The organism is Paenibacillus terrae HPL-003, assembly GCF_000235585.1.
Lineage (GTDB): Bacteria > Bacillota > Bacilli > Paenibacillales > Paenibacillaceae > Paenibacillus > Paenibacillus terrae_B.
In genome coordinates this window covers 1,035,948-1,048,701 of record NC_016641.1, presented here as the reverse complement: position 1 = coordinate 1,048,701, position 12,754 = coordinate 1,035,948, and the positions used below count along the sequence as shown (strand labels likewise).

12 protein-coding genes are annotated in these 12,754 nt (G+C 47.2%); 5 read left to right on the top strand and 7 right to left on the bottom strand.

Annotated features, from left to right (window positions below):
- Window positions 1–130 precede the first annotated feature (130 nt).
- Window positions 131–1,354 (bottom strand): MFS transporter, encoded by a 1,224-nt coding sequence (locus tag HPL003_RS04920; RefSeq protein WP_014278512.1) that lies wholly within the window; start codon window positions 1,352–1,354, stop codon window positions 131–133.
- A gap of 515 nt (window positions 1,355–1,869) precedes the next feature.
- Here HPL003_RS04920 and HPL003_RS04915 point away from each other — a divergent pair.
- From HPL003_RS04915 to HPL003_RS04900, 4 genes are all read left to right on the top strand, one after another.
- Window positions 1,870–3,714, top strand: coding sequence for a motility associated factor glycosyltransferase family protein (locus tag HPL003_RS04915; protein WP_014278511.1), 1,845 nt, complete (start codon window positions 1,870–1,872; stop codon window positions 3,712–3,714).
- On the top strand, window positions 3,711–6,617 hold the full coding sequence (locus tag HPL003_RS04910; RefSeq protein WP_014278510.1) for an Ig-like domain-containing protein: 2,907 nt from the start codon (window positions 3,711–3,713) through the stop codon (window positions 6,615–6,617). Before HPL003_RS04915 ends, HPL003_RS04910 begins: the two co-directional genes overlap by 4 nt.
- A gap of 220 nt (window positions 6,618–6,837) precedes the next feature.
- Window positions 6,838–7,626 carry a molybdenum cofactor guanylyltransferase gene (gene mobA, locus HPL003_RS04905; protein ID WP_014278509.1) on the top strand — a complete coding sequence of 263 codons (789 nt, stop codon included), beginning with the start codon at window positions 6,838–6,840 and terminating at the stop codon, window positions 7,624–7,626.
- Window positions 7,627–7,665: 39 nt separating this feature from the next.
- Window positions 7,666–8,280, top strand: coding sequence for a LysE/ArgO family amino acid transporter (locus HPL003_RS04900; RefSeq protein WP_014278508.1), 615 nt, complete (start codon window positions 7,666–7,668; stop codon window positions 8,278–8,280).
- A gap of 11 nt (window positions 8,281–8,291) precedes the next feature.
- On the opposite strand, the gene HPL003_RS04895 is transcribed toward HPL003_RS04900, so the two are convergent.
- Both HPL003_RS04895 and HPL003_RS04890 read right to left on the bottom strand, forming a co-directional pair.
- Window positions 8,292–8,756, bottom strand: coding sequence for a DUF3592 domain-containing protein (locus HPL003_RS04895; RefSeq protein WP_014278507.1), 465 nt, complete (start codon window positions 8,754–8,756; stop codon window positions 8,292–8,294).
- A gap of 237 nt (window positions 8,757–8,993) precedes the next feature.
- Window positions 8,994–9,449, bottom strand: coding sequence for a VOC family protein (locus HPL003_RS04890; protein WP_014278506.1), 456 nt, complete (start codon window positions 9,447–9,449; stop codon window positions 8,994–8,996).
- Between the two features lie 159 nt (window positions 9,450–9,608).
- On the opposite strand from HPL003_RS04890, the gene HPL003_RS04885 reads away from it, so the two are divergent.
- Window positions 9,609–10,043: an Lrp/AsnC family transcriptional regulator gene (locus HPL003_RS04885; RefSeq protein WP_014278505.1), complete on the top strand. Its 435-nt coding sequence runs from the start codon at window positions 9,609–9,611 to the stop codon at window positions 10,041–10,043.
- Between the two features lie 88 nt (window positions 10,044–10,131).
- Here the strand turns inward: HPL003_RS04885 and HPL003_RS04880 are convergent, their stop codons facing one another.
- The 4 genes from HPL003_RS04880 to HPL003_RS04865 form a co-directional block, all read right to left on the bottom strand.
- A complete protein-coding gene (locus tag HPL003_RS04880; RefSeq protein ID WP_014278504.1) occupies window positions 10,132–11,064 on the bottom strand; it encodes a 1-phosphofructokinase family hexose kinase in 933 nt (310 codons plus the stop codon).
- A 136-nt stretch (window positions 11,065–11,200) separates the two neighbouring features.
- The gene (locus HPL003_RS04875) at window positions 11,201–11,515 is read right to left on the bottom strand and encodes a DMT family transporter (RefSeq protein ID WP_014278503.1); all 315 of its coding nucleotides are present in this window, start codon (window positions 11,513–11,515) and stop codon (window positions 11,201–11,203) included.
- A complete protein-coding gene (locus tag HPL003_RS04870) occupies window positions 11,515–11,856 on the bottom strand; it encodes a DMT family transporter (protein WP_014278502.1) in 342 nt (113 codons plus the stop codon). The genes HPL003_RS04875 and HPL003_RS04870 overlap by 1 nt, the downstream gene beginning before the upstream one ends.
- 64 nt (window positions 11,857–11,920) lie before the next feature.
- A complete protein-coding gene (locus tag HPL003_RS04865) occupies window positions 11,921–12,514 on the bottom strand; it encodes a TetR family transcriptional regulator (RefSeq protein ID WP_043922305.1) in 594 nt (197 codons plus the stop codon).
- Window positions 12,515–12,754: the final 240 nt, after the last annotated feature.

Here is a 12,754-nt window from a genome sequence, read left to right as displayed (position 1 = left end):
AGTCTGCCATCGGCAGACTCCTTTACTTTACGCTCACAGGTTCCATATATCATGATAGTTGGCGATACTAGACATCCCTGTCTATAAGGGCAAGCAAGAGAAGAAAAGATGTTACATTCCCCAGATGTTGTTATGGGGCTTCTTCTGCTCGTTTGTGGTCGTCGGCATGATAGGGCTTGTAACCGTTCTTGTACAGCATATACCACATGATGGCGAATCCTACAAAGCCGAGCAAGGCAAAGAAGACACCTGTATTGTACATCATTTCGCCACCGAAATTCTGAAACAGCCAGCCTCCTGCAAAGCCTGCTACGATGCCAGATATCCCGCTCCACGTCAGCGTATATACGGCCTGCCCGGATGAGCGGTAAGCTATCGGTGTGAACAGGACGGTCAACTGGGTGCCTACATAAAAGTACCCACCGAAGGTGACGCAATGAAGTGCCTGAATGAATACGATCTGAATCGGGTCCGTGGCCAAGGCCATGAGCTCCCAACGTAAAGCAAACAGCAAGCTGACGAGGGCCAGACAGCCGACCATCACCGTCATTTTTTTCTTCAAAAAGCGGTCGAACAGCAAAAAAACAATAATTTCGAATACCGATGACATAAAGACAGCGAAACCCAGCATAAGTTTGGACCCGCCCAACTCGGTGATATACAGGGACATAAAGGCGCTGTTGATCGAATTCGGAATGGATACCAAGATACCCAACAAAATGAAAGATATAAAGTATCCGTTCATTAAAATGCTGCCAAAGCCACGCAAATGAATGCTTGCCGTTTCAACGCTGCTTTTCAGTGGTGGAATCGCCAGGGTACAGATCAAGGCAGCCAGAAGCAGCACAGTAAAGATGGTGGATATGCTGGATATCCCCGTTTGGTCAATGATCAGGCCAGCTACTGCCGCCGTCACAGCCCAGCCGAAGGAACCCCATATGCGGAAGGAGCCGAATTTCCGGTCCGTGCCCTCAATGTAGCTGAGAATGAGACTGTTGCTTTGGGCGAACAAAGGACTTTGGAAGAAATAAAAACCGATCATCGACACATAAATCATGACATACGTATGGACATGAAATAAAGCTTGCAGTAGCAGCAATGTACCTGCAATCATAAACAGCAAAATACGCCGAAGATTACGGCTCCGGTCACTGGTATATCCCCAGAAGGGATTCGCGAATACCGATACAAAAGGCCCAATCGCCATCAGGCTCCCGATCTCAAGCTTGTCCATGCCGATCTCTTGCAGATACAACGGGAAGAAGCTGGAGAAAATGACCATGGCTCCATATAGAAAAAAATTGTACAGCTTTAAGGAGTATAGAGGAGTCTCTTGAATTTCTCTATTTTGCAAGACAAGCCATTCCTTTCTTAGCCCGGTAGAGAATAAAGCTTAGGATGCCGATCTATGGGAAGGTTCTTTATTCAATGTATCATGTGTTGAAAGGGTTAACAAACCAATAAATTAACAATTATGTAATATGTATTTATTTATATTCAGTTGCTGTGATTTTACACAAATTTGATGATTTTCTTAATATTTTGTTTAATTGTTTCTTCGCCACTACAAAGGGTGACATATAGACGAAATAAAGCAATTTCGGTCTATATATGGTTGATTCAGTACGCTGTTTAGATTTTTATTTACAAAGACCTCTAAGGTCTAAATTTTATGCGAGTAATAACCGATACATAATCCATAATCAGGGGAAATTAGAATTATTTTTTTCTTAAATAAAAATACATTTATGTAGATAATTCATAAAATCAGAATCTATTTCTGCAAAAGTAAGTGTATAGACGAACAAAAGCTTCTTGATCTATATACTGTTGGTTTTTGCGAAGTTCTCAGGTAGAAAGGAATGAAAAATGGCATCACAACATCATGGACACAATTCTCTGTACCGCCGTTTTCCTCGGCTTCTTCTGCTACCAGCAGGAGAAGGAGGTGAACTGCTGACTTCTGAAACCAACGAGCCGAACGTAGTATTGATCCGTGAGGGACGGCCGTATTATTTGCATCACCCTGAGCAACCTGGTCGGGAAGCAGAATTATTTGTTGCCGGTTTTAAAGAAGTCGTGCCACAAGCGCACGTTATCTTTTTTGGAGTGGGACTGGGGTATCATATCCGTGAATTTCTGCGTAGGCATCCTAATACCAGCTTCTCCATCATTGAGCCGGATACTACAGTTATGAATATTTTTTTGCAGCACCTCAATGAAAGCGACTGGTTGACAGACGAGATGGTCGAAGAGGTAATGGTAGGAGTCATTTCTGGCGAAACGGCCAGTATCATGCGTAGGTTGATTGACCGGGTATCCGGAGTGCTAGTTGTCCCATGGCTCCCCTACCGATCCATATTCGCCGAGGAACTGAAGAAGTTTAATGAAATGTTAGGCAAAATGGTTTCCCACAAGAAGAACAAAATGGCTGTCAATCATGTTTATGAAAAAAAGTGGGCGTTGAATAGCATGAATAATTTCCCTTTTATTTTGCACAGTTCAGACTTTTTACACACCGGCTCAGACCATATTGCGGGTAAGCCAGTCCTGATTGTATCTGCTGGCCCTTCGCTTAACGACGAAATTGAACACCTTCGCCATATTCGGGAGAATAATCTTGCTTACCTGTTTACGGTAGGGTCGGCAGTGAACACGCTGGTGGAGCATGGTATTTATCCGCATGGCACGTTCAGCTATGATCCGAGTGACTTCAATGTTAATGTGATCCAAAAGGTAGTTGATAAGCAGATCGATTCTATTCCGCTGATTTTCGGCAGTACAGTTGGTAAAAACACGCTTGATGCTTATCCAGGCCGGCTTATGCATATCGTCATCTCTCAGGACGAACTGTCCAAGCACATATTGCGCACACCGGAGGGAAATAAACCAACGATTATTAACGACGCTCCTTCTGTAGCGGTCATTGCACTCCAATGTCTGATTCAGATGAAAGCAGACCCTATTGTGTTTGTAGGGCAAAATTTAGCTTATCGAAGTGAGCAATATTATGCTGAAGGGATTACTCATGCCGAAGGTGTTCCCGCTAGTGCGGATTTGCCGCGTGTACAGGGCGTTCATGGCCAGCAGGTGGTTACACGAGACTCTTTTATCAAAATGAAAACAGAGATCGAGTTTTACATCAGTACAGTGAAGGGAACTGAGTTTATAAACACAACGCGTGAAGGCGCTGCTATCCAAGGAACATCTTTTCAGAACTTGGAAGAGGTAATCCAGACGCGGCTAAAAGGTCCGATTGACAATTCGTGGCTGCAAACCAGCAATAGTTCGGAATACGATCTCTTGTTTCTAAAGTCACGCATTGAAGAGCTTAAGCGGGATGAAGAGGCTTTTCATGCAATTATGGAACAGATTCACCATGCTCTGCTGGACATCAAACATAAGTTGGGTCTGAAGCAGGCCAATATGCTAAACGTGTCCTTTGGGCAATTTGACGACTTGTTCACCTCATTATTAGGTAATTGTTTTTTCAAAATATATGTTCTGCCTCGCCATCGTATGCGGTATGAGTTTTTGTACAGTAAAATGGACGCCATTCAGAGCAGTAGGAATCCTCTAATCAGAGGGGAGCAAATTCTGCTGTACTTCGGGGATTTCATATGGAAATGTCAGCAAGATTATATGGAAATTAAGAGTGAGATCCATGAATTTCACTGTTCCATTCACACCCAAATAAAAGGAGCATGTATATGAGCAAGAAAAAAAGAAATAAGAATCATGTAAACCGAATGATTAAGGCAAGCGTATTGACAACACAGGTGCTTAACCTGGCAAACCCTTACGTGTCGGCAGCGTTCGCATCGGAGAGCGTAAGCAACAACGCGACGGAGAATGTATCAGTGTCTGACGGGTTTGTCCAAGACGCTGCTTCAGCCCGCGTGATTTCATCGGTCTATATGCAGGCGCAAATGGACGAGCCCCCATACTATACGTGGCTTTCACCTCAGGCAAGCGGCGTTTCTTTTTATGAAAAACTGCTTATGGCATTCAGTGAAGAGGTGCAACTGGGTACAGGCCACCTGGTGGTGCATCAGGAAGATGGAAGTGAAGCGGGACGGATTAACGTGAGCGGAGGTACGACCTTCGGGGGAACGATCCATATTAGTGGTCAGAACGTGTCGATGGAGCTGGACCACCCGTTGACGGATAACACCCAGTACTATGTAGAGGTAAGCTCAGGAATGTTTGTAGATAGCGCGGGACAGGGAACGGACGCGATTTGGGACAAGAACACGTGGAGCTTCCGAACAGCAGACGTCACAGCGCCGAAGCTGGTAAGGAAGGTATCACCAGAAGATACAGAGCTAAGCGGATCGGGCCCAGTTGCAGGCTTTATGCTGGAGTTTAATGAACCGATGAAGTGGAACCAAGGTTACGTAAGACTCCATGAAGCCTCGGGTGGGACTGTAGTGCGGGAGCTGCGGGTATCCGGAGCCGGGAATTCGAATTTTATGCTAAAAGGCAAGGAAAATATAGCGTACATGGAGCTATCAGGCAGGTTGGAAGAAGGAAAGTCGTATTATCTGGAAATCACCTCGGGAGCACTGACGGACTTGGCAATGAACCCGTATGTGGGGATGCATACGCCGGAGGATTGGACGTTCCGCGTACGAGATGAGCGCCCATATTCTATCTATACATATCCCCGTGAATATGCACATACGCTCACGCCGGATTTGGGAATAGCCTTTAGCGAAGAAATGCAGCTGGGAGCAGGCCGTCTTGTCGTGCATCGGCAGGATGGGAGCGAAGTGGGAAGAATAAACGTAAGCGGAGGAACAGTTACAGGGGGAGATATACGTTTCAGTGGCCAAAGTGTGGTGATGAAACTGGATCACCCGCTGACGGATAGTACGGACTACTATGTAGAGGTCAGCTCGGGGATGTTTGTAGACCGTGCAGGCCAGGGAAACAATGCAATTTGGGACAAGAACACGTGGAGCTTCCGGACAGCAGACGTCACAGCGCCGAAGCTGGTAAGGAAAGTATCACCGGAAGGTTCAGAGCTAAGTGGATCGGGCCCAGTTGCAGGCTTTATGATGGAGTTTAATGAACCGATGAAGTGGGGCCAGGGGTATGTAAGACTCCATGAAGCCTCGGGTGGGGCTGTAGTGCGAGAGCTGCGGGTATCCGGAGCCGGGAATTCGAATTTTACGTTAAAAGGCGGGGAAAATATAGCGTACATGGAGCTATCAGGTGGACTGAAGGAAGGGAAGTCCTACTATCTGGAAATTACCTCGGGAGCACTGACGGATTTGGCAATGAACCCGTATGTGGGAATGCATACTCCAGAAGATTGGACGTTCCGCGTCCTAGATACGCGCCCACATCGTTCTAAGAATAAAGAAACATCTGATCAGGATACTTCGTCTGCTGCTTCCCCAACAGAGAACAAGACTGGTGTTGTAATAGCAGACGCTAAGATTGCATCCGATAAGAGCAGTACTATTCAACTTATCGGTTTGAATGATGGAGGCGCTAGCCAAGCGCTGAATGTTACAAACGTTGACCAGAAAGAACTGTTGGTGGATGCTTCTGGCTATAGTGAAGCAGCAAAAGTGAGTATACCTTCCGCCTTTATAGAACAATACGCGAAAGAAAGCACAAATCTGCCGATTAGCATACGAACAGCAGCAGCCCAGTTTACTCTTTCTACTGAACTGGTCGACAAATTAGTCTCATTATATCCAAAAGATAGTCTGACAGTTGAAATTTCATCGTTGACAGGCGAAAATGGTGCACAAGTAAGACAAGCTATTGCTGACACGGGTTTAGCGGGTGTTGTGGTAAACCCGGTTGATTTCAAGCTTATGGCCGGAGATCACGAGATCACTGAATTTTTCGGTCACTACGTGGAACGGAAATTGATTCTGGATCATGAAGTTGATCCTGAGCACGTAGCGGCCGTATGGTTCGATCCTAAGACAGGCGCGTTATCGTCTGTTCCCGTGTTGATCCGGAAGGTGAACGGACATACGGAAGCAATCATCAAGTCAAATCATAACAGCATTTATGCTGTGGTCTCAGCAGACAAAAAGTTTAAGGATCTGGAGAACCATTGGGCGCAAAAAGATGTGGAGATGTTAGCAAACAAGCTGATTGTCAAAGGTGTTCAGCCTGACATTTTTGAGCCGAATCGGGCTGTAACAAGAGCTGAATTTGTGGCATTGCTTGTGCGCGGGCTCGGTATGCAGGAGAAGCCGTTAACAGAGCATTTTACAGATGTGAAAGAAAATGCCTGGTATGCTGGTAGTGTTGGAGCTGCAATGGAAGCCGGTCTGATCCGTGGTTACGGGAATCGGTCATTTGGACCAGAAAAGTTGATTACCCGTGAGGAGATCGTGGTCATTACCGAAAAGGCCGCGCATTACGCTCAAATTCTGAATGCTGGCCCTCCTAGTGAGAAATATAAAGAGATATACAGCGATGCATCCGCTGTTTCTTCTTGGGCTCAAGAGGCTATGGCACAGGCTACAGAGCAAGACTTAATTAAAGGCGTCTCCCCCGGCTTGCTCGCCCCTAAACAGCAGGCGACCCGGGTGGAAGCGACTTCCATACTGAAACGGTTTTTGCAACTCATTAAATTCACGAATTAAAAAGCAATGAACTAGATGAAGAGATAAAGAGGTACTTTCTATTTTCAGGCGATCCAGATGGATCGCCATTTTTTATTCTTTTTCTGGATGCTATGATTAGAGCTGTCCCTGTTTTTTGAAATCCACTTATATAACAGGAAATCCTCGAAGTGATGGCTCTATTCTGTAATCATTCATAATTAATGATAGAATTTATCTGGGAAAAGGAGGTTTAATGGTGATGGTGGAGGTGACTGGAATTATCGTAGCAGGCGGACGATCTAGCAGAATGGGACAGGACAAAGCGATGCTCCAGCTTGGGGGAGTTACGGTACTGGAGAGAATATCCGCTGTGCTAGGGCAAGTAGCGCAACGAGTTATCGTCGTGGCCCGAGATACGCAGCAGTATAGACGGTTTGGTCTGGAAACGACGACAGACCTGTATCCTGGCTTGGGGCCTTTGAGCGGCATCCATGCGGGGCTTTCTGCTTCCAACACGGAGTGGGGGATTGTCGTCGCCTGTGATATGCCCTTCGTGCAGCCAGAGGTACTACGTGCCTTGATTGCCCATACAACGGACTGGGCAGCGGTGCAAAAGACAACCAGTGACCAAAGGAAACAAGAAGCGGAAGGGGAGCAAGCACTGATGGGTGGAAATGGCTTGTTGAACCGGCCAACGGAATCAGCATTACAAGCGGTAATCACTTCTGTGGATGGGCGTATACATCCGTTGCTGGGCATGTATCATCGAAGTGTGCTGCCTTATGCCGAGCAATGCCTGTGTAATGGTCGTCTGCGTCTGATTGACTGGCTGGATCTCCTGAACGTTCGTTATGCGACAGTGGACGATTGGCCGGGAGCGAGCTTAGAAATGTGGCAGCAAGCCGTTTTCAATATGAACAACCCTCAGGATTATCAGCTTACAGTAAATCAATTGGAGCATATACAAGACGTACCAGACGTGCAGAAAACCGAGGAAAATCCAGAACGAGGATCACACCAAGGACAGGAAGGGAGTAGCGAAAGATGAGAGAGAAGTTATGTAAAGAATTTGGGGGGAGTACATAACATGCTAGAAGCTATTATCCATGCCGTTTTATTGGCATTGGGGCTGATTTTGCCCTTAGGGGTACAAAATGTATTTGTGTTTAACCAAGGGGCGTCCCAGTCACGGTTTCGCAATTCACTGCCTGCCGTTATTACGGCGGGTGTCTGTGACACCGTCCTCATTGCGCTCGCTGTTGGGGGCGTATCCCTTATTTTGCAGCGTTTCCTATGGCTTACGAATGTGCTCTATGCAGCAGGCTGTTTGTTTCTGCTCTATATGGCTTGGACCCTTTGGAAGTCGAATGCAGCTGCCACGGGAGAAAGCCAGCCTCTGCTGCCGAAGCAGCAGATCATTTTTGCCGCGTCGGTATCCTTGCTGAATCCTCATGCCATTCTGGATACCGTGGGCGTGATTGGAACCAGCTCCCTCCAATATGATGGTGGGGAACGCTGGGCTTTCGGACTAGCCGCCGTATCGGTATCGTGGATATGGTTTATTGGTTTGGCGACGGCCGGACGTCTTGTAGGACGTATGGATTCAGAAGGAAGATTTGGCACTGTGCTTAATAAAATATCAGCCTTGATTATTTTAGGTTTGGCTATTTATATGGCGGTAAATTTTATGAACAGCATATGATCCAAACCTTGTTACAAGAAAAACTTCAGTAAAGCGAATACCCCGCTTAAAGCGAAGGGAACACCGATCAGAAACAGCATAAAGGCAAGACAGCCTGCACCATTCACACCGCCTGCGATTAGGGCATCCCGAGGGTTTGCGGGATTGTATAATACGCTAATTTTTCTGCCAATTCGGTTGAAGCTCAGATTGGTGCTATAAGGATTCCAGAATTCTACGACTTCACCTGAAGTTGTGTAGAAGCGTACCTTCAATCGGCGGGTGTAGCTGGTATCTACCGGATCATCACGGTCAAAGGGAACGACATCAACGTCGACTTCGATATGCGCATCAACGATTTGCCCCTTGGTACGAACCCAGTGGCGTTTGCGGTAGCGATGGCGGCGGATCGTTCTGAATCCAAAATAGATGAGTACCAGTCCAAGCAAGCTGAAGAACGGCATCAGCAGTTCGGAGCTAAAATGAAACCAATACACATTGAAATCAATTGAGATGGTAATCTACTCCTTTGCATAGCTTAATATAATTTCGTGACCATCCATGTTGGTGAAAAAAGTAGCTTATCAATATATCGGTCCTTTATTAAAATCGTTTTAATTCTTGCAGATTGATCATAGATCGGAGTTAAGTGAAATATGAAAAAGCCCACTTCCTAGGGAAGCGGACTTTTCAGTAAATTTGAAATCATGAGCTTATAACGATGCTGGCTATTTTTAGTTGGAATAAGACATATCAAAATCTACATCCTCGATAAATTCGATAACCTCGCCATTGGGGCTGTAGATCACAGCGTTTTTTACCACCAGAGGGGGTTCACCAAGCGTGAGCTGATCCGGTTTTACAAAGGTTCTTGCTCCATGAGCAAGGGCTTTTTGGTATATTTCGTTTACATCATCCACATAAAATGCGAAGTGCAGCAAAGCACCGTGGGCAATTTCATCCTCGGAGGAAGCTTTTTTTCCTTGAGCAGGAATGACTGCGTCGTTATCAAAAATCTCAAGACAGGTTATTTGATCCGGTGAAATGAGCATGGAAGCTTCCCGAATTTGAAAAGACGGCAGACTCCAATGATGTCCTCTTTTAAAACCCAATACCTCCGTATAAAATGCAATGGTTGCTTGATAATCCTGGGCTTGAATCGCCACATGTGCAAGACCTTTCACGCTCACTTAGAATCTCTCCTTATATATAATTTCACCTTATTATATGGATAATAATTCGGTTTATATATATGAAAAGTGAGGATTTTAACCTATATTAGTTATTAAATAAAAGTTAATTCGCACAAAAAACATTATTTTTTAAAATTAAAACAGGAGGTGCTTGATATGCATCATCACATAGACGATATTGACCACAAAATTATGCAGTTGCTTCAGCATGACGCCCGGATATCTATTTCCCAGATCAGTAAAGAAATCTCGATGTCTCAACCTTCCGTTAAAGAAAGAATGATGAAGCTGGAGGAACGAGGAATTATTTCCGGGTATAGCACTGTATTTAATTTACGGGAGCTGAATCGTGGGACGACCACGTTTATTCTATTAAAGACAGAGTATTGCCAGGAACTGGTCGATTTTTGTAGAGAAGCGAAAGAGGTCACCGATTTATTTCGCATCAGCGGGGAATTTAATTATCTCATCAAGGTACAAACCGCGTCGGTAGAGGAAATTGCAGAGTTTCAGGATTCACTGGTGAAATTAGGCCCTTCGAAGTCGCATATTTGTATGAAAAATATACTGGAAAACAGGGTTTTGCTGTAAGTCAGTCGGAGAACAGGACATTCCGAGCATCAAACATTCGCAACTTCGAACAAACGAATATTGGATTGCATGAAAAAAGTGACGCCGATTACAACAGCGTCACTGTAATGCCCTGCTCCAGACGTTGCACGTCCTGGAGCTCAATCTTTCCGGCCATGGCGTGCAAAGCTGCCGCCGTGCCGCAGGCCGCTCCCCGCCGTAGCATGGCCGGGAGCTCCAGTCCCGCCGCCGCGCCGGTGACCAGCCCGGCGACCATGGCGTCACCGCTGCCGAGCGCGCTGACAATGTCCGCGTCCGGCAGGCTCACGCGGTAGCGCGCATCGCGCGTCACCGCCAGCGCCCCGCGCGCGCCCAGCGAGATGACGGCCAGCTGCGCTCCGGCCTCCAGCAACTGCGATGCCGCCGCTTCAGCGGCATCTGGGCGCGCGGCGTCGATGCCGGCGAAGCGGGCGGCCTCGTCCTCGTTAGGCTTCACGAGGTCGGGCCTTCCGCGCAGCCCTAGGCGCAAGGCCTCGCCGCTGGCGTCCAGCGCCACTCGCGCGCCGCGCTCCTTCGCCAGTGTGCACAGCTCGGCGTACAGATCCGGCGGGCAGCCCGGAGGCAGGCTGCCCGAGAACACGACCCAAGCCGAGTCTGCGGCAAGGGTCGTGATTTTGCGTCGCAGCGCAGCCAGCTCAAGCGGCCCAATAGTCGGGCCGCTTTCGATCAGCTCGGTCTGCGTGCGCGTGGACGGATCGAGCACAGTAATGGCGAGACGAGTTTCCCCGTGCGCCGTTTCGATGAAATCGGCGCTCACGCCTTCTGCGCTCAACCCGTCAATGAGCAGTCGTCCGGTGTGTCCGGCGGCAAACCCCGTCGCCCGCACCGGCTCGCCCAAAGTGCGAATGACGCGGGCGGCATTCACGCCTTTGCCGCCCGGTACCGTCAGGCCACCTTCGATCCGGTGGACGGCATTCAGACCGAAGCCTGCAACCGTGTAGATTTTATCCACAGCCGCGTTAAGCGTTACGGTGGTAATCACAAGGCATCACTCCTTTAAGATCAACATTTTGCATCATTCGATTCCATTCGCTCTTGGGTACAATATATAGACGGACAGGATCATTCCGATCTATATATTGCTGATTGAAAGCCGCTCTTTGGATTTATGCAAAATGCTAAGAAATCAGCTTTAAACCCAGTGCTGCGGCAAGAATCATAGCGATGAACAGGACGCGCAATACGCTTTTTTGTTCACCATACAAGAACATGCCTGTAATCGTGCTGCCGACCGTTCCGATGCCTGTCCATACTGCGTAGGAAGTTCCCATAGGCAGACTCTTCATCGCGTAGCTGAGCAGCGAGAAGCTAATGACAAAAGATAGAACCATGAGCATGAGTGCTTTCCAGCCCTTGCCGGTCGTAACGCCTTTCATGCCAATGACTCCAAACACTTCCGAGCATCCCGCGATAACCAATGCAATCCAAGCCATTATGCGCCACTCCCTTCCTGAGCATCACGGTCAGTAACCAATTTCAGGCCGACCACACCTGCCAGCAAAAGGGCGATTAACAGCGTTTTGGACCATTGAAACGGTTCCCCGAACAGCAGCATTTCACCTACAACGGTCCCGCCTGTTCCAAGTCCGGTAAATACAGCGTACACCGTGCCTACGGGCAAACGACTGGCCGCTTTCATGATCAAATAAAAGCTGGCTATCATAGCCAGCACGGTTACAATCCAGGCGAGTGCAGAATCTGCGTGCTTCAAACCCGAGACCCATACGACCTCAATAAGGCCACCAATAAAAACGTAAATCCAGCTGCGATTCATGACGAGCGTTCCCCTTTGAATATAGATTAGTTGTAAATTTGTCACTCGTTACCTTCTTGTTCCTTCACGCTTCATGGGGTGGGATTAAGGTGATCCCACGCCAAAAAATAGGCCATGCAGTGTTCAGCCTTCGGTGGTAGTTGGTGCTTCCACTGTACAGCAACTCAACCATAATTCCGTCCAGCAGTGTCATGTAGGATAAAGCCACATCCACTGGCTCCATATGACCGAAGGGTGCCGTGTCACATGCTTTCCGCAGGATGCGGGTTAATTTCTGCTCCATACTTTCCAGAAAAGGATTAACGATATCCAGAACCTCGTTGTACAAAGGCACAGGCGGAAAGAAAGAAACGCGCAGCATAAACTTGGCCGTGCTGTTGTTCTCGTACTCCCGTCCCATCCAGATCAAAAAGCCATGCAGCGTATGTTCCAGCGGTTCATCTTTGCGATCCGAAAAATATTTAAAGATGCGTAAAGTCTGCTCATGAAAAGCGTACTTCACTACCTGCAAAAACAGATCGTCCTTGCCCTGAAAATGAGCATAAATGGACGGTTTTCGAATACCGACCTCAGCGGCAATACTACTCAAGGATGCTCCCTCATACCCATTGGCGGCAAATTGGCAAAGAGCAGCCTTTCGGATATCTTCCATACCCAATATTCATCACCTACCTAACGTTCGTTAGCTTATTTTCTCATGAAAAAAAGTAAGTGTCAATCCGGCTTTATCTGGTTTTGTTTTGAGTTTTCCCCCGGATTCTTTTTTTCTTCATAAATCTTAACAAAAAAGTGGGAAGAAATAAGGTGCTCATGTACAATATAATGAAGATGTCTACTTTTTAGCGATGAATCAACTAGTTCATATATACACTGTCTGTTTCTTGCTGTTTGATGAGGA

Coding starts and splice junctions, on each gene's coding strand:
- HPL003_RS04875 (WP_014278503.1), bottom strand. CDS start 11,515: ATGGCTTGGATTGCATTGGTTATCGCGGGATGCTCGGAAGTGTTTGGA.
- HPL003_RS04910 (WP_014278510.1), top strand. CDS start 3,711: ATGAGCAAGAAAAAAAGAAATAAGAATCATGTAAACCGAATGATTAAG.
- mobA (WP_014278509.1), top strand. CDS start 6,838: ATGGTGGAGGTGACTGGAATTATCGTAGCAGGCGGACGATCTAGCAGA.
- HPL003_RS04915 (WP_014278511.1), top strand. CDS start 1,870: ATGGCATCACAACATCATGGACACAATTCTCTGTACCGCCGTTTTCCT.
- HPL003_RS04900 (WP_014278508.1), top strand. CDS start 7,666: ATGCTAGAAGCTATTATCCATGCCGTTTTATTGGCATTGGGGCTGATT.
- HPL003_RS04885 (WP_014278505.1), top strand. CDS start 9,609: ATGCATCATCACATAGACGATATTGACCACAAAATTATGCAGTTGCTT.
- HPL003_RS04870 (WP_014278502.1), bottom strand. CDS start 11,856: ATGAATCGCAGCTGGATTTACGTTTTTATTGGTGGCCTTATTGAGGTC.